The 16,260-nt window shown below is 73.7% G+C and carries 17 protein-coding genes; 9 read left to right on the top strand and 8 right to left on the bottom strand.

Translation table 11 applies throughout. The annotated features are described in order from the left end of the window. Positions 1 to 36 precede the first annotated feature (36 nt). Complete coding sequence (locus ACFV18_RS20535) at positions 37 to 921, bottom strand: SDR family NAD(P)-dependent oxidoreductase (protein WP_380485158.1); 885 nt, start codon at positions 919 to 921, stop codon at positions 37 to 39. Positions 922 to 989: 68 nt separating this feature from the next. Between ACFV18_RS20535 and ACFV18_RS20530 the strand changes: the two genes are divergently transcribed. After that, a complete protein-coding gene (locus ACFV18_RS20530) occupies positions 990 to 1,655 on the top strand; it encodes a TetR/AcrR family transcriptional regulator (protein WP_380485156.1) in 666 nt (221 codons plus the stop codon). Positions 1,656 to 1,864: 209 nt separating this feature from the next. Further along, complete coding sequence (locus ACFV18_RS20525) at positions 1,865 to 2,419, top strand: hypothetical protein (RefSeq protein ID WP_380485154.1); 555 nt, start codon at positions 1,865 to 1,867, stop codon at positions 2,417 to 2,419. Between the two features lie 19 nt (positions 2,420 to 2,438). Here the strand turns inward: ACFV18_RS20525 and ACFV18_RS20520 are convergent, their stop codons facing one another. From ACFV18_RS20520 to ACFV18_RS20510, 3 genes are all read right to left on the bottom strand, one after another. Further along, positions 2,439 to 4,244 (bottom strand): AAA family ATPase, encoded by a 1,806-nt coding sequence (locus ACFV18_RS20520; RefSeq protein ID WP_380485397.1) that lies wholly within the window; start codon positions 4,242 to 4,244, stop codon positions 2,439 to 2,441. A gap of 317 nt (positions 4,245 to 4,561) precedes the next feature. After that, on the bottom strand, positions 4,562 to 5,185 hold the full coding sequence (locus ACFV18_RS20515; protein WP_380485152.1) for a uridine kinase: 624 nt from the start codon (positions 5,183 to 5,185) through the stop codon (positions 4,562 to 4,564). A gap of 75 nt (positions 5,186 to 5,260) precedes the next feature. Continuing rightward, positions 5,261 to 5,662: a hypothetical protein gene (locus ACFV18_RS20510; RefSeq protein WP_380485150.1), complete on the bottom strand. Its 402-nt coding sequence runs from the start codon at positions 5,660 to 5,662 to the stop codon at positions 5,261 to 5,263. 208 nt (positions 5,663 to 5,870) lie between these two features. Here ACFV18_RS20510 and ACFV18_RS20505 point away from each other — a divergent pair, with 208 nt between their 5' ends. From ACFV18_RS20505 to fxsA, 4 genes are all read left to right on the top strand, one after another. Further along, positions 5,871 to 6,311, top strand: coding sequence for an Lrp/AsnC family transcriptional regulator (locus ACFV18_RS20505; RefSeq protein WP_380485148.1), 441 nt, complete (start codon positions 5,871 to 5,873; stop codon positions 6,309 to 6,311). 26 nt (positions 6,312 to 6,337) lie between these two features. Beyond that, entirely contained in the window at positions 6,338 to 7,951 is a 1,614-nt protein-coding gene (locus ACFV18_RS20500; RefSeq protein ID WP_380485146.1) for an amidohydrolase, read from the top strand. A 96-nt stretch (positions 7,952 to 8,047) separates the two neighbouring features. After that, on the top strand, positions 8,048 to 9,622 hold the full coding sequence (gene lnt / locus ACFV18_RS20495; RefSeq protein ID WP_380485144.1) for an apolipoprotein N-acyltransferase: 1,575 nt from the start codon (positions 8,048 to 8,050) through the stop codon (positions 9,620 to 9,622). Between the two features lie 246 nt (positions 9,623 to 9,868). Beyond that, entirely contained in the window at positions 9,869 to 10,438 is a 570-nt protein-coding gene (fxsA, locus tag ACFV18_RS20490; RefSeq protein ID WP_380485142.1) for an FxsA family membrane protein, read from the top strand. Positions 10,439 to 10,604: 166 nt separating this feature from the next. On the opposite strand, the gene ACFV18_RS20485 is transcribed toward fxsA, so the two are convergent. From ACFV18_RS20485 to ACFV18_RS20475, 3 genes are all read right to left on the bottom strand, one after another. Continuing rightward, the gene (locus ACFV18_RS20485; RefSeq protein WP_073816413.1) at positions 10,605 to 10,979 is read right to left on the bottom strand and encodes an RNA polymerase-binding protein RbpA; all 375 of its coding nucleotides are present in this window, start codon (positions 10,977 to 10,979) and stop codon (positions 10,605 to 10,607) included. A gap of 222 nt (positions 10,980 to 11,201) precedes the next feature. After that, complete coding sequence (locus ACFV18_RS20480; RefSeq protein ID WP_380485140.1) at positions 11,202 to 12,779, bottom strand: hypothetical protein; 1,578 nt, start codon at positions 12,777 to 12,779, stop codon at positions 11,202 to 11,204. 124 nt (positions 12,780 to 12,903) lie between these two features. Next, a complete protein-coding gene (locus ACFV18_RS20475; RefSeq protein WP_380485138.1) occupies positions 12,904 to 13,098 on the bottom strand; it encodes a hypothetical protein in 195 nt (64 codons plus the stop codon). A gap of 244 nt (positions 13,099 to 13,342) precedes the next feature. Here ACFV18_RS20475 and ACFV18_RS20470 point away from each other — a divergent pair, with 244 nt between their 5' ends. The 3 genes from ACFV18_RS20470 (at position 13,343) to ACFV18_RS20460 (ending at position 15,448) form a co-directional block, all read left to right on the top strand. After that, the gene (locus ACFV18_RS20470) at positions 13,343 to 13,849 is read left to right on the top strand and encodes a GNAT family N-acetyltransferase (RefSeq protein WP_380485135.1); all 507 of its coding nucleotides are present in this window, start codon (positions 13,343 to 13,345) and stop codon (positions 13,847 to 13,849) included. A 200-nt stretch (positions 13,850 to 14,049) separates the two neighbouring features. After that, positions 14,050 to 14,901, top strand: coding sequence for a nucleotidyltransferase domain-containing protein (locus ACFV18_RS20465; protein ID WP_380485133.1), 852 nt, complete (start codon positions 14,050 to 14,052; stop codon positions 14,899 to 14,901). A gap of 1 nt (position 14,902) precedes the next feature. Beyond that, a complete protein-coding gene (locus ACFV18_RS20460) occupies positions 14,903 to 15,448 on the top strand; it encodes a GNAT family N-acetyltransferase (protein ID WP_380485131.1) in 546 nt (181 codons plus the stop codon). Positions 15,449 to 15,556: 108 nt separating this feature from the next. Here the strand turns inward: ACFV18_RS20460 and ACFV18_RS20455 are convergent, their stop codons facing one another. After that, positions 15,557 to 16,207, bottom strand: coding sequence for a transcriptional regulator (locus tag ACFV18_RS20455; protein WP_380485129.1), 651 nt, complete (start codon positions 16,205 to 16,207; stop codon positions 15,557 to 15,559). Between the last annotated feature and the right edge of the window lie 53 nt (positions 16,208 to 16,260).

Below are 16,260 nucleotides of genomic sequence, written 5' to 3'. Positions count from 1 at the left end.
GCCCCGTCGCAGCTGCTGCGGCGGGGCCGTTCGCCGTCACCGCGCCGGCAGCTCGACCGGGTACGGCTCGGCGTAGTCCGCGGAGCGGCTGACCTGTTCCCAGGCGCCGGCCTCGGCGAGCTGCCGGCGGGAGTGATCCAGTGCCATGGTCGCCGCGTTCACGCCCAGCAGCAGGTGGCTCGGGAGCTCGGCGAGCCGCACGGTGCGGACGATGATCTCCGCGGCGCGCACCGGGTCGCCGGCGGCGCCGGGCCCGCCCTGGCGCATCCGGCGGTTCATCGCGCCGACCGTCTGCTCGTACTCCTCCGGGACGGGGTACGCCGTCATCGAGGCGCCCGCCCAGTCGGTGGCGAAGCCGCTCGGCTCGACCACCAGGTACCGGATGCCGAACGGCGCGGTCTCGGCGGCCAGTACCCGGGTGAAGCCGTCCACCGCGAACTTGGCGGCCTGGTACGAGGCGATGCCCGGCGACCCGCCGACCCGGCCGCCGACCGAGGAGAACTGCACCACGGTGCCCGCGCCCTGACGCCGCAGCGCGGGCAGGGCGGCCTTGGTGACGTGGTAAACGCCCCAGAAGTTGGTCTCGAACTGGGCCCGGAAGTCGGCGTCGTCCGAGGTCTCGACGGGGGAGACGTTGGCGTAGCCGGCGTTGTTGACCAGCACGTCGATGCGGCCGAAGCGGTCGAGCGCGGCGTCGATCGCCGCCTGCGCGGCGGCCGGGTCGGTGACGTCGAGGGCGACGGTGAGGACGCGGTCGCCGTATCCGGCGAGTTCCGCGGCGAGGGGTTCGGGGCGGCGGGCGGTGGCGACGACCAGGTCGCCCGCGGCCAGCGCGGCGTCGACCAGGGCGCGGCCGAAGCCGCGGGACGAGCCGGTGATGAACCAGACCTGCTGCTGGGTGGTGCGCGCTTCTTCGCTCATGGCATTAGTAAAACACCGTTCTCTTATTAGCGCAACGGCGTTTCGTTAACGGCTCCTATGATGGGTCCATGACTGAGCCGGCATTCCGACGGGCGCGCAGCGCCGAGGCCAAGCAGGCGCGCGAAGGGGCGATCCTGGACGCGGCCCGGACACTCGGCGAGGGGCGCGGCATCCGCGACGTCACGCTCACCGACATCGCCGCCGAGGTCGGCATGCACAAGTCGGCGCTGCTGCGGTACTTCGAGACCAGGGAGCAGATCTTCCTCGAACTCACCGCCCAGGGCTGGCGCGAGTGGTCCGCCGCCCTGCGCGCCGACCTCGCGGCCCGGACGCACGCCGCCCCCGCCGAGGTCGCTGAGCTGCTCGCCGCGACGCTGTCGGCCCGCCCGATGTTCTGCGACCTGCTGGCGCAGGCCCCGCTCAACCTGGAGCGCAACGTCTCGGTGGAGGCGGTGCGCGCCTTCAAGCTCGTCACCCTGGACGAAGTCGCCCTGATCGGCGCGGAGTTGAACCGCCTGCTCGGCCTGACCGAGCAGCAGGTGCTGGACCTCGCCGCCACCGCCACCGGCATGGCCGGCGCCCTCTGGCAGATCGCCACCCCCGGCCCCCGGATCCGGGCGCTCTACGCCTCCGACCCCCGCCTCGGCCACGCGATCGTCGAGGTCGAACCCCGCCTGCGCCGCATCCTGACCGCCTACCTGACCGGAGTGCGGGCGACCGCCCCGGCGTCCTGAGCCCACGCCCGGCGCGTGCCGTCCAGCGGGTGCATCCTCCTCCCGGCGGACGCCGCGCCCACCGCGCCGTCCCCCGGGAGGGGGCGGCCCTCGTCCGCCGTGCCGACGGAGGTTCCTGCCTTGGGCGGAGGGCGCGCGGCGGCCGGAGCGGAAGGATTGCGGGTGTCGGGCGAGGTGCCCGACTCCCTTGGCAGCATGGAGGATTGACGATGCGTAAGGCCGCTTCCGCCGCCCTGGCCGCCGCCGCGACGGCGACGCTGATCGCCGTGACCGCCGGCCCCGCCGCGGCCGCCCAGGACTCCGATCGGCACCTGGGCGTGCACAGCTGGACGCTGCTCAACCAGAACGGCCCCGGCCCCAACCCGGGCCAGCGGTTCACCGCGTGGGTGGAGGCCCGCACCGACAGCGGCCGCACCCGCGGACACGTCGTCGCCGAGCACGTCTTCGACGGCGAGGGCATCGTCCGGGTCGAGTTCGACGTGGACTGTCTGGTCGTCGACGGCGGCGGCGCCGTGACCGTCACCGGCCCCGTGGCGAGCGCCTCGGCCACCCCCGCCGACGGCAGTGCACCGACCACCGGACCGGCCGGCTGGCACCCCGAGACCGGATTCAGCTTCTACCCGGCCGACGCCGAGGGCCACCTCCGCGTGGGCTGGGCCGGCGCCGACCTGCTGCACCCCGAGAAGCCGCCGCGCGCCACCAAGTGCACCCCGACCCCGGCCAACGTCTGGGTCATCGCCGGCCGCACCGTCGTGCACGGCTGACGCCCGAGCCCCCGGTCCGTCACTGGCGGCCGTCGATCAACTCGCCGTACGCCTGCAGGAGATCGGGCAGCCGCAGCGTCGCCAGGTCCTCCCGAGAGGGGACGCCGCGCTGGCCGGAGAGGCGCAAGTCCCGGTAGGCGCAGGACTTTTCGTACAGGGTGCGGATGAACCGGCCATTGCCGAGCTGGTCGATCCAGCCCTCGGTGACCACGTGGCCGCAGATCGAGGCCAGCTCCTCGGCCGCGTCCACGTCCCACTCGTCGCCGTCGGTGCGCGCCAACTGGGCGCCGATCTCGGCGAGTTCGGCCGGGCGGTAGGACGGGAAGTCGACCCGGGTGGTGAACCGCGAGTTCAGGCCCGGGTTGGTCGCCAGCAGCCGGTTCATCCCCTCGGGGTAGCCGGCCAGGATCACCACCAGCCGGTCCCGGTTGTCCTCGGCCCGCTTCAGCAGCACCTGCAGGGCCTCGTCGCCGAACGCGTCGCCCTTGCTGTAGCCGGAGTTGGCCAGCGAGTACGCCTCGTCGATGAACAGCACGCCGTCCAGCGCCGAGTCGATCAACTCGTTCGCCTTCACCGCCGTCTGCCCCAGGAACTCGCCCACCAGATCGGCCCGTTGGGCCTCCACCAGATGGTCCCCGGAGAGCAGCCCGAGGGCGTGGAAGACCCGGCCGAGGATCCGCGCCACCGTGGTCTTGCCGGTGCCCGAGGGCCCGGAGAACACGAAGTGCCGCTTCGGCGGCTGCACCGGAAGGCCCCGGTCCGCGCGCAGCCGCGCCATCCGCAACTGCGCCGACAGCGCCCGCACTTGACGCTTCACCGGGTCGAGGCCGACCATCGCCTCCAGCTCCGCCAGCGCCTGGTCCAGCTCCAGCCGGGCGGCCGGCGCCGGGTTCGGCCCGGCCGGCGGAATCGCCGCCGCCGCAGGCCAGTTGCCCAGCCGCAGGGGTAATGGCGAAGCGCCGGACGCCCGTTCGGCCACCTGCCCGCCGCGGGGCTCCCCGGCCGACGGCTGGGCCCGCTCCGGCCCGGCGTCCTCCAGTGCCTCGACCGCGGTCTCCATCGCCGTGCCCCGGTACTCGCCGTACGACTCGCCCGCCGGCGCGGCGCCGTCGAGCAGCCCGTCCTCGGCGGAGATCGCCGCCAGGCGCTGCTCGGTGTCCATGAACGCCGGATCGGCCCGGTGCACCGCCCGGTACAGCGGCAGCGCCGCCGCGCTGCGCCCCGCCCCCTCGTACGCCCGGCCCAGCCAGTAGCGCAACTCCTTGCGCTGCGGCTGTTCGGAGCGGCAGCGGGCCAACGAGGCCGCCAGCGGGCGCTGCGCCTGCGCGCACATGTCGAGCCGGACCCGGGCCATGCCCGCGAACAGGCCGGCCTCGATGCCCAGCACCGGATCGTCGAGAAGCCGGTCGGTGTCCCGGATCAGCTGCTCCCAGTCCTTCAACAGGTAGCAGCGGCAGGCGTGCAGGAAACGCACCGCCGGCTCCTGATCCGGCGTCGGGCAGTCCGCCAACGCCTGGTCCAGCTCGGTGAGATGACGCCCGTCCAGCCAGTGCGAGGCGTACGCCAGCGCGAGGTCCTGCGCGCTCTCCAGCACCGGCTGCACCCACCAGCCCAGCCAGTACCAGGAGCTGAGCGGACGGCGATGGCGCTCGCGCTGCTCGCCGAACCGCTCCCGGTGCCGGTGCATCGCCAGCAGCGCGCCCGCGGTGTCGCTGCGCAGCGCGTGCAGGCCCAGCCAGGCGTCCGCCATGCCGGGATCGATCCGCACCGCCGCCCGGAACTCCTCCTCGGCGCGGGCGTAGGAACCGGCCGTGTAGGCGTCCATGGCACGCGACCAGGAGCGGTCGGCCTCCGGATCCGGCCCCGCCGCGGCGGGCCCCTTGCCGCCGGAACTCTCCACCGTCACTGACGCCCCCCGCCGGACCTCGGGCCGCGTTCACACGCGCCTGCGTGGGCATGGTACCGGCGCGGAGCTGATCCGTAAGGGTGCCGCGCAGGCCAAATGGCGCGAGACGACCGGGTGTTGGCGCGCGCGGCGGTGCCCGGGGCGCAAGGGAAACGGCGTCTCCGACTCACGGGGGAACAAGTCGGAGACGCCGGTCTGTGGTTGCGGATTCAACTGATTTCCGCGACACGCAGAACTTAGATCCTGGCGACGCCGCAGGTCAAGAGCGGTTCAAGCGGTTCACTCAGGGTGTCCCCGACGATCCGCCCGGTGATCCCGTCCACCCGCAGCGAAGCGAACGGACGGCTCGGATCGGCGGCGAAATGCGCCCGCTCCGCCACCGCCCAACCCGCCCAGAACTCGGCCAGTTCCGGACCGTCGCGCAACTCCCCGCGCGCCCGCGCCGCCGCCGCGTCCAGCTCCATCCACAGCAGCGCCGCCAGCGCCGGACGCACCGCCCGCCGACCCGCGCCCACCCCCTCCAGCAGCACCACCGGAGCCGGCGGCACCTCGCGCACCGGGCCGAACTCCCGTGCCGTCCAGTCGTACACCCCGTGCCGGGCCGCCGCGCCCCGCCCGAGCGGCTCCAGCACCTGGGCACGCAGACGGCCCACCCAGCCGAACGGCTCCTGATGGGTCGCCAGATCGTCCAGGTGCACCACCGGCGCACCGCCCAGCGCCACCGCCAGCCGCCCCGCGAAGGTGGTCTTGCCGGAACCGGCGTGCCCGTCCACCGCGACCAGCCGCACCGGGCCCAGCGACGGCGGCAGCGCGAGCAGGCCCGCGGCCAGCGCGGACAGGTCGGGGAAGGCATCGCTCATCCGGCCAGCCTACGTGGCCGGGCACGGGCCCCCCGGAGGGCACCGGCCCGCGGCGCCCTCGACCGGATCCGGCGCTCAGGCCGCCCGACGGTCGCGCTGCACGGGCAGCATGGCCCGCACCGCGCGGTGGACGCCCGCGTGCGAGAACGGCTGGGTGCGCCAGTCCAGCGCCGTCGGCAGCGTCACCAGGTTCTCGAAGCCGGACTGCGCGGGCTGCTCCTCGGACTCCGGCAGGTCGGCCGTCGGCGTGCCGGTGCCCCGGCAGATCGCCGACTGGAAGGGGTTCCACGCGGAGGGCAGCACCGCGTGCTGCGGCAGGCGCTCCTCGTCCCCGATCAGCGCGATCGGGCGGTCACAGGCCGGGCAGTGCACCCGGACGATCTCCCAGCTGTCGGCCGCGCCCGGGTCCGCCCCGAAGGACAGCTCGGGCGCGCCGGGTTCGTCCTCGACGTCGGAACGCAGGTCGGTGGAAGGCATCTGATCCCCCTCGGATCGGGCCGGAGTCACTCGTTGTCCGGGCCACCAGCAGCACTTCCCCCTGACGGCATGTCATAACCCTGCGCTCCGGCGCACGGTGATGCACCCCGTGTGTTCCTTGCCACATTCCCTTGGCATGTGCCCCCCGAATGCGCCCCCCAGCGAGCTCCCTGCACAGCCCCGTAAGGATCGAGTAGGTTGACGCCTTGTGGAGGAACTCGACCAGCGCATCGTCCATCTGCTGCTGCAGGACGGACGGATGAGCTACACCGACCTGGGCAAGGCCACCGGCCTGTCCACCTCGGCCGTGCACCAGCGGGTGCGCCGCCTCGAACAGCGCGGCGTCATCCGCGGCTACACCGCCATCGTCGACCCCGAGGCGGTCGACCTGGCGCTCACCGCGTTCATCTCCGTCAAACCGTTCGACCCCAGCGCCCCCGACGACACCCCCGACCGCCTGGTCGGCCTCCCCGAGATCGAGGCCTGCCACAGCGTCGCCGGTGACGAGAACTACATCCTCAAGGTCCGCGTCCCCACCCCCGGCGACCTGGAGGACCTGCTCGCCCGGATCCGCGCCGCCGCCGGCGTCTCCACCCGCACCACCGTCGTCCTCTCCACCCCGTACGAGGCCCGCCCCCCGAAACTGTGAAGGTACGTGGTGCGAGACTGGTCGCCATGACCGAACGCACCGACCGGACCGTCCTGCTGCGCGGCGGCAACGTCTACAGCCCCGCCGACCCCTTCGCCACCGCCATGCTGGTCGAGGGCGAACACATCGCCTGGGTCGGCAGCGACGGAGCCGCCGAGGCGTACGCCGACGTCGCCGACGAGATCATCGACCTCGACGGCGCCCTGGTCACCCCCGCGTTCGTCGACGCCCACGTGCACGCCACCTCCACCGGCCTCGCCCTCACCGGCCTCGACCTCACCACCAGCGCCTCGCTCACCGAGGCGCTGGCCGCGATCACCGCCTTCACCGAGGGCTTCACCGGCGGCATCCTGCTCGGCCACGGCTGGGACCAGACCCGCTGGCCCGAGCACCGCGCCCCCACGCTCGCCGAACTCGACGCCGCCGCCGGCTCGGCCGCGCTCTACCTCTCCCGCACCGACGTCCACTCCGGCCTCGCCACCAGCGCCCTGCGCGCCCTCGTCCCGACGCTGGCCGACCGCACCGGATACTCCGCCGACGGCCCGCTCACCCAGGACGCCCACCACGCCGTCCGCCGCGCCGCCCTCGCCCACCTCACCGCCGCCCAGCGCCGCGACGCCCAGCTCGCCACGCTGCGCCGCGCCGCCGAACTCGGCATCGGCGCGCTGCACGAGTGCGCCGGCCCCGACATCTCCTCCGCCGAGGACCTCGCCGCGCTGCTCGCGCTGGCCGCCGAGACCCCCGGCCCCGAGGTCTTCGGCTACTGGGGCGAACTCGGCGCGCAGGGTGTCGCCACCGCCAAGCGGCTCGGCGCGGTCGGCGCCGGCGGCGACCTGTTCGTCGACGGCGCGCTCGGCTCGCACACCGCCTGCCTGCACGACAGCTACGCCGACACCGACCACACCGGTGTCGCCTACCTGACGGCCGAGCAGATCGCCGAGCACGTCGCCGCCTGCACCGAGGCCGGGCTGCAGGCCGGGTTCCACGCCATCGGCGACGCCGCGATCACCGCCGTCGTCGAGGGCGTGCGCGCCGCCGGGGAGAAGCTCGGCGCCGAACGCGTCAAGGCCGTGCGACACCGCGTCGAACACGCCGAGGCCCTCACCCCGGAGACCCTCGCCGCGTTCGCCGAACTCGGCCTCACCGCCTCCGTCCAGCCCGCCTTCGACGCCACCTGGGGCGGCCCGGACGGCATGTACGTCGAACGCCTCGGCGCCGAACGCGCCGCGCGGCTCAACCCGTTCGCCGCGATGCTGCGGGCCGGCATCCCGCTGGCCTTCGGCTCCGACGCGCCCGTCACCCCGCTCGACCCGTGGGGCACCGTCCGGGCCGCCGCGTTCCACCGCACCCCCGAGCACCGGATCTCGGTGCGCGCCGCGTTCACCGCCCACACCCGCGGCGGCCACCGCGCCCTCGGCCACGACACCGACGGCGTGCTGGTCCCCGGCGCGGTCGCCTCCTACGCGGTCTGGGCCACCACCGACCTGGTCGTCCAGGCCCCCGACAACCGCATTGCCGGCTGGTCCACCGACCCGCGCTCCGGCACCCCCGGCCTCCCCGACCTCACCCCCGGAGAGCCCCTCCCCACCTGCCTGCGCACCGTCGTCCGCGGGCGGACGGTGCACACCCACCAGGGCTAGTGGGCCCTCTCTGCGCGTGATGTACCTTTCGGGGGACGTCGTACGAAGTAGAGAGATGGTGCGCAGGTGGCACTGCCCGTTTCGCAGGAGCGCCCCGTGGCCGAGAAGAAGCCGGACGGGGCGCCGGAGCGCCGCGGCCGCGGCGGATGGTGGGCCCGGACCGGCCTGGCCGCGGCGTGCGGGACGGCGATGGCGTTCGCGTTCCCGCCGTACGACGTGTGGCCGCTGTCGATCCTCGGGGTGACGGCGCTGACGCTGCTCACCCGGGGCCGGCGGGCCCGGCACGGGGCCTGGCTGGGCTACGTGTTCGGGCTGCCGTTCTTCGTGGTGCTGCTGTCCTGGCTGCGGGTGGTGGGCTGGGACGGCGTGATCGGCCTGTCGGCGATCGAGGCGGTGTTCTTCGCGTTGATGGGCGCGGGCCTGGCGCTGACCTCGAAGCTGCGCGGCTGGCCGCTGTGGGGCGCGATGCTCTGGGTGACCCAGGAATGGGCGCGCGACCGGCTGCCGTTCGGCGGCTTCCCGTGGGGCCGCCTCGCGTTCGCCAACACCGACAGCCCGTTCACGCCGCTCGCCGCGCTCGGCGGCGCCCCGCTGGTGACCTTCGCCGTCGCGTCCTGCGGCGTGCTGCTGGCCTGGGCGGCGCTGTGCGTGCTGCGCGCCCGCCGGGCCGGCACCCCCGTACTGCCCTGGCGCACCGCCGTGGGCAGCCTGGCGGCCGTCGGCCTGGTGCTGGTCGGCTACGCGGTGCCGGTGCCGACCACGGCCGCCGACACCGTGAAGGTCGCGATCGTCCAGGGCAACGTGGACCGTCCCGGCATGGACTTCCTGGGCCGGCCGATGCTGGTGCTGAACAACCACGCCAAGACCACCGAGCAACTCGCCGAGGACGTTGCCGCCGGCCGGGTGCCCAAGCCCGACCTGGTGATCTGGCCGGAGAACGCCTCCGACCTGGACCCGTTCACCGACCCCGCGGCCTACGCCCGGATCGACCAGGCTGTGAAGACCATCGGCGTGCCCACCCTGGTCGGCGCCCTGGTGGACGGCCCCGACGAGCAGCACGTGCGCAACGAGGGCATCGTCTGGGACCCGAACTCCGGCCCGGGGGAGTCCTACACCAAGCAGCACCCGGTGCCGTTCGGCGAGTACGTGCCGTTCCGCGCCCAACTCTCCAAGGTGATCACCCGGCTCCAGCGGGTCGCCCGCGACTTCTACCCCGGCACCGGCAGCGGCGTCATGCACGTGGGCCCGGCCCGGATCGGCGACGTGATCTGCTTCGAGGTGGCGTACGACGAGATCGTCCGCGACACCGTCAACCAGGGCGGCCGGGTGCTGGTCGTGCAGACCAACAACGCCACCTACAACAAGACCGGGCAGACCGAGCAGCAGCTGGCGATGTCCCGGCTGCGGGCGGTGGAGCACGGCCGGTCGGTGCTGATCGCGGCCACCAGCGGCGTCAGCGCGGTGATCACCCCGGACGGCGAGGTCGAGCAGCGCACCAAGGAACTCGACCAGGAAGTGCTGAGCGCCGTGGTGCCGCTGCGCGACGGCCAGACGATCGCCGACAAGGTCGGCGCCGGGCCGGAGTGGGTGCTCGCCCTCGGCGGCCTGCTGGCCTGCGGCTACGCGGCCGCGGCCGGGTGGCAGCGGCGGCGGGCGGCCAAGCGGGCCTGACGGGTTCCGGGCGGTCTGACGGGTTCCCGAGCGGTCCCGAGCGGTCCCGTGCGCGGTCCTGAGCGGTTCCGGGCGGTCGTTGCGGGGTTCCGGGGGCCTTACGGGGGTTCCGCGCCGGGCCGGAGCCGGTCAGGACCGGGCGGCGGAACACCCGGCGCCGTCGGGCCGTTGTGCAGGGTGGTGCCGTGAACGCGGCCGGAGTCGCCGGCCGCCGCTGAGAGCACCGCGATGGAGTGGATCCGTACCGTGTCCCAGCAAGCGACCTCGGCCCGTCCGACCCGGCGCGGGCGCCTCGCCCGATTCGTGCCGCTGATGATCGCCGCCTGGCTGGTGCTGGAGATCTGGCTGGTCACCCTGGTGGCCGGCTGGGTGGGCTGGTTCCTGACGCTGGTGCTGCTGCTGGCCGGGGTGTTCCTGGGCGGCACGGTGATCAAGCGTGCCGGGGTGCGGGCGTTCCGCGCCGCGGTCGAACTGTCCAAGAACCCGCAGTCCGCGCAGCCGCAGACCGGCACCTCGATGACGGTGCTGGCCGGCGTGCTGCTGATACTGCCGGGCTTCCTGTCGGACTTGGTGGCCGGCACCCTGCTGCTCCCGCCGACCCGCGCCATGTGGCGCGCCGCCGCCCGCCGGCTCACCGGCTCGGTACTGCGCTCCACCGCCCCGGTCGGTGCGGACCGGTTCGCCGACGCGATGCGCCTGCAGGAGCAGCTGCGCATCCACCGCCCCGACGGCAAGATCGTCCAGGGCGAGGTCGTCGACCCGCCGGCCGGCCCGAACGGTCCGGACACGCAGTACCGGCCGCCGATCGCCCCCTGAGCCGTACCTGGATCCGCAGCTGCGTCCGATCGCTCTCCCCGCTCCCCGGAGCGGGGAGTTTTTCGTTCGGCCCTTCGGCCCCGCCCTGTACGGCCCCGGGTCGGGGAACGCCGAAGGGCCCCGGAACTTCCGGGGCCCTTCGGCAGTGGTGCGGGGTCTTTGCCCGTCAGGCGGACTTGCGGGAATCCCGCGGGTGGACCGCGAGGTTCATCCCACCGGAGCGGAGCACGGCCAGGCGCTCGGCCAGAACCTCCTCCAGCTCCTCGCGGGTCCGGCGCTCCATCAGCATGTCCCAGTGGGTGCGGGTGGGCTTGGTCTTCTTCTCCTCGGGCTCCTCACCGTCGAGGAGTGCGGCCTCCTGGCCACAGAAGCGGCATTCCCACACCACGGGGATCTCCGCCTCGACCGAGAACGGCACCTCGAAACGGTGTCCGTTCTGACATGCGTACTCAACGGTCTGGCGCGGTGCCAGATCAATGCCGCGGTCGGTCTCGTAGCTGGTCGCCCCGAGTCGCGTGCCGCGGAGAGCTCGCTCGCTCATGAATCGTGCCTCCCGGGCTTCTTGCCCACAGGACTAGTGGTCGCTGTCTTCGTCGATGGGTCCAACGCTCGACCTCCGACGAAGATTCCCGTCCGGGGACATACGTCGCCTGTCGTGCCGCCCCTGTTTGTACCCATGGTCGCCCGATTTGTCACATCTGAGCGGTGATATCACCCGGCGTGTCACATTTTGTGCACTTCTGGTCGGCGGTCGCGCGGCCGCCTAACGGGCCGGATCCGGCTCGGCCGGGGCGGTGTCCTTGGTCAGCTGCACCTCGGAGCACTCCGCCCCCGCGGCCTCGGCCGGGGCGGGCGCCTCGGTGCGGGTGTCGCGGTGCGGCAGCAGCGCGATCACCGCCTCGCGCAGCGCCTGCGGGGCCTCGTCGTCCAGCGGGTCCACCGTCACCGGGACCTGGACCCGGACCGGGGCGGCGGTGCCGATCCGGGCGTAGCCGCGGCCGGGCGGGGTGTGCGCGGCGGGCGCGATGTCCAGCGGGACGCCCAGCCCGGCCGAGCCGGACTCGGAGGTGACCGGGCCGAGCACCACCCGGGCCCGGGTGCAGGCGTACACGGTGGCGGCGATCCGGTGGCGGGCGTCCAGGTCGTCCACGAACACCACCGTGACGCGCGCCGCCCGGCCGTGCCGCAGCGGCACCTCCAGCAGCTCCTGCGGGTCGGTGCGGCCCTCGGCGTGAGCGAGTTCGGACAGCTCGGTGAGGTGGTCCAGCAGGATCCACAGCGGCCGGGTGACGTCCTCCGGCGCCGCCACCCCGTGGTGACGGGCCGCGTTCAGCGCGATCAGCCGGCGCTCGGTCTCCTTCGCCACCCAGTCCAGCGCGGCCAGCGCCCCGTGCAGGCTGGTCTCCACCGTGTACACGCCCGGACGGTTCACCAGGCAGGCGTGCTCACCGGTGCTCGCGCCGTCCACCACCACCAGGTCGCCGTACGGCAGCGCCTGCAGCGCGATCGAGCGCAGCAGCGTCGAGGTGCCGTACCCGGCGGTGCCCAGCGCCAGCAGGTGCGGCTCGGCGGCGCGCGGGCCGACCCGCCACACCACCGGCGGCTGCTGCTCGCTCGCCCCGCCCTGCTCGACCGGGATGGTGCGGTGACTGCCCGCGCCGTCGGTGAAGCCGAGCACGATCTCGCCCGGCGCGGTGACGAAACGCTGCGCCACGATGTCGGCCGGCAGCGGCGCGAGCGCGCTCACCCGCAGCCGGTTGATCTCCTCGTCCCAGTCGAAGCGGTACTCCCGGGAGCGGCCCGCCTTGCCCTGCACCACCTGCTCGATCCGGGCCCGGGCGGCGGGCTCGGTGTCGGTGAAGTACGCCGGGTAGGAGATCTCCAGCGCGGTGAGCCGCCCGTCCGCGTCGAACTCCCAGCCGGAGAACGCCGCCCGCCACTCGCCGTCCAGGCGGTACAGCGCGAACGGCTCGTCGAGCCCGCCGAGGTACGGGGTGAGGGCCGCGTACAGCGCGGTCAGTTTGACGTCGGCGAGGTCCGGTTCCGGCTCGGGGGCGGACCTGGTGCGGCGGCCGACCCAGGCGGCCGAGGCGACCAGGGCGATCAGGGCCATCAGCGGGCCGTGCGGCAGCAGGAAGACGCCGATCGTGACGGCCGCGGCGACCAGCAGGGTCGGGCCGCGCCGCTCCTTCGGGGTGGCCGCCCAGCGGGCCTTGGCCCAGTCGACGTGACGGAGCAGGCCGCGGCCGATCAGCGTCAGCGGCGCGAACACGTCGGCGGCGTGGTCGCCGGCCGTGCGGGCGAGGTTGCGGCCCCGGTGGAAATGGCGGGTGAAGGACATGCGGGCTCCGGAGGCGGGGTGGGGTTTCGACGGTCGGTCGGTCGCCGGCGGGGACGGCCCGGGTCGGCGAAAGGCCCGGGGCGGTGGGACCTCCGCGCCCGGGCCGCAAAGGAGGTGGGGCCGCTCAGAAGTTCAGGCCGCCGATCAGGCCGGCCAGGCTCGCGCCGCCCGCCTGGATGCTCGGGGCGATCGAGGAACCCGCGACGTAGAAGCCGAACAGTGCGCACACCAGGGCGTGCGAGATCTTCAGCCCGTCCCGGCGGAAGAACAGGAAGGCGATGACGCCGAACAGAACGATGCCTGAGATGGAGAGAATCACGGGATGCTCCTCACGGGGGCGGGGACAGTTGTGACAGAAAGGTGTGACAGAAAGTGCCTTTATGGTGACAAAAAGTAATAGATGATGGTGTGCGGCAAACGGGTTGATCCCGGGCCGCCCGGCCGGAAATCGCCTGAACGGCGGTTGGGGAGCACACCCCGAACGGCGCCCGGATGCCCGGGTGCGAACGGACCCGGTCGCCCGCCGCACGACTGCCCGGGAGCGGCCCGTACCCTTGACCGACATGGAGATCCGCACCACCGGCTTCGGACACCCCGATGCCCAGAAGCTCGCCGCCGAAGTCCAGCAGGAGTACGTCCTGCGCTACGGCGACGGTGACCAGACCGCCATGCACACCGACCACTTCGACCCGCCCGCCGGGCTGTTCGTGATCGGCTACGTGGACGGCGAGCCGGTGGCCTGCGGCGGATGGCGCGTCAAGGAACGCGACGCGGACGGCCTGCGCGACGGCGACGCCGAACTCAAGCGGATGTACGTCGTCCCCGCCGCCCGCGGCAAGGGCTACTCGCGCACCCTGCTGCGCCACCTCGAACAGGCCGCGATCGCCGCGGGGCGCACCCGGCTGGTGCTGGAGACCGGCACCCTGCAGCCCGAGGCGGTCGGCCTGTACGCCTCCGAGGGCTACGACGACATCCGCAAGTTCGGCTACTACAAGGACCACGAGCTCAGCATCTGCATGGGCAAGGAACTGGTCGGCGCGGAAGCCGACTTGAGTGCCGGCCAGCGGTAACTCCCGCTTGATCCGGGCTGGTTGGAGCGGCCGTCGGACCGGGGAACCGGGCGGCGGCCGCTCTGTCGCCGTGGCTTCTGTCTCAACGGGGTGGCCTGCGCGGCAGGTTGAGGGCTCTCGCCGTACCGCGCCCTTCCCCGGCGGCCGTTCGGGCGAAAACGTCTGGCGGGGGAGGGGGCGGTGCGGCATCGTGGCGGGCGATGAACGGGAACAGTGGACATGGCGAGTTGAGTGAGGCCGAGCTCCGGCGGATCGCCTCGCGGCTGATGGCGGTCGAGGGCGTGGTCGGTGTGTGTCTCGGCGGGAGCCGGGCGCGGGGGGAGCAGGTCGCGGGCTCCGACTACGACCTCGGCCTGTACTACCGGGCCGGGGAACTGGACACCGACGCGCTGCGCGGGCTGGCCGCCGAACTCTGCGGCCGGCCCGTCGAGGTGACCGAACCCGGTGGCTGGGGTCCGTGGGTGGACGGCGGGGCGTGGCTGGATCTGGGGCCGGTGCGGGTCGACTGGATCTACCGGGAGGTGGCCCGGGTCCGCCACTACGCCGCCGAGGCCCGGGCCGGGCGGTACGTCGGCGGCCAGCAGGCCGGGCATCCGTACGGCGTGCCGTCGTACGCGTACGTCGGCGAGTTGGCGATGGGGCGGGTGCTGGCGGACCGGGACGGCGCGCTGGCCGCGCTCCAGGGTGAAGTGCGGGAATTCCCGGCCGAGTTGGCGCGGCGGCTGGAGGCGGACGCCGGGTGGGAGGTGCCGTTCACGCTGGCCAGTGCCCGCAAGGGTGCGCGGCGGGGTGACGCCGGTTATGTGCAGGGCTGTCTGTTCCGGGCGGTCGGTCTGCTGGTGCACGCGCTGCACGCGCGGGCCGGGCGGTGGCTGGTGAACGAGAAGGGGGCGATCGCCTCGGCCGGTCGACTTCCTTGTGCGCCACCCGATTTCGAGCGTCGGGCGCAGGCGCTGTTCGCGCCCGGCGGGGCCGGCTCGGCGGAGCTCGGTGCGGTGCTGGACGCGGCGCAGACGCTGGCGGGCGAGGTCCTGGCCGGGGCGGGGGCGTGACATGGGTGATTTCGTTGAACTGACCACGCCGCGCCTGGTGTTGCGCCAGTGGCGGGACGGTGATCTGGGCCGCTGGGCGGAGCTGAACGCCGACCCCGAGGTGCGCCGTCACTTCGGGACGCTGCTGACCCGGGAGCAGTCCGCCGGTGCGTTGGAGAGCTTCCGGGCGGAGCTCGCCGAGCGGGGCTGGGGCTGGTGGGCCGTCCAACTCCGCGGCAGGGGAAGCTTCCTGGGGTTCGCCGGGCTCGATCCGGTGGACGAGGAGGCGCCGGTCGAGGGCGTGGAGGCGGGTTGGCGACTGCACCGGGACGCGTGGGGCCACGGCTATGCGACCGAGGCGGCGCGGGCCGTACTCCGGTACGGCTTCGAGGAGTTGGCGCTGCCGGAGATCCTGGCCCTGATCGCGGCCGGGAACACCCCGTCGCGGGCGGTGGCGCAGCGGCTGGGCATGACGTACGACCCGTCGGCGGACTTCGAGGACCTGAGCCTGCCGCCCGGGCCGCACCGGCGAACGGTGGTGTACCGGCTGAGGCCGGCCGGGAGTTAGGGCCTGTCCGGCCGATCGTGCCGGGCGCGCGACGCCGGATCATCCGCTCCCAGCCCTGGCGGGCCGGGGGAGACGCGCGCTGATCCGACAAGACCGGCCGGACAGACCCTAGAGCACCGCCGTCCAGAAGTTCGCCTCGTACGCCTGCATCAGGTGGGCGGCGTGGCGGGCGTCGTCGGCGGATTCGCCTTCGTCCAGGGCGAGTTGGAGGAGGGACAGGGCGGTGGGTTCGAAGTCTGGGGGGAGGGTGGCGAAGTAGCGGAAGAAGGCGGTGGCTTCGGCGGAGAGGCCGTAGTGGCGGGGGAGGGCGGCGGCGAGGCGGGCGCAGTAGCCGCCCCAGAAGCCGAAGTTGGCGAGCAGGGCGAGGACGGTTTCGCCGAGGCCGCCGTTCTGGGACAGCCAGGCGAGGTAGTGCGGGTAGGTCTGCGCGGCCGGGCGGGGGCGGTGGGCGGCCGGCTCGGCGGGCGGGAGGCCGACGGCGGAGGCGAACGCGGGGAGCAGGTCAAGTGCCTGGCCCTCGCCCTCCGCGAGCCCGAGGAAGAACGCGGCCGAGGTGGGGGCGGAGTTCGCGAAGCGGGCGGCGAGTAGGGCGAAGGAGCGCCGGTCGCTGCGGATGATCCGGTACTCCTCGCCGGCGATCCGGCGCAGCGCTTCGACGGGTGCGGTGCCGGCCTCCACCAGTTCGACGAGTCGGTTGTGGGCGGCGGCCGGGGCGAGTTCGGCGACGGTGCGCTCGTACAGTTCCCGTGCGTTGGTCATCGGGGCACCCCACGGCGGCGGACGGCTGCGGACACCGCCCATGGTAGGGGCGG

This window comes from Kitasatospora sp. NPDC059673, assembly GCF_042734215.1.
GTDB lineage: Bacteria > Actinomycetota > Actinomycetes > Streptomycetales > Streptomycetaceae > Kitasatospora.
This window is presented reverse-complemented; position numbering and strand designations above follow the sequence as displayed.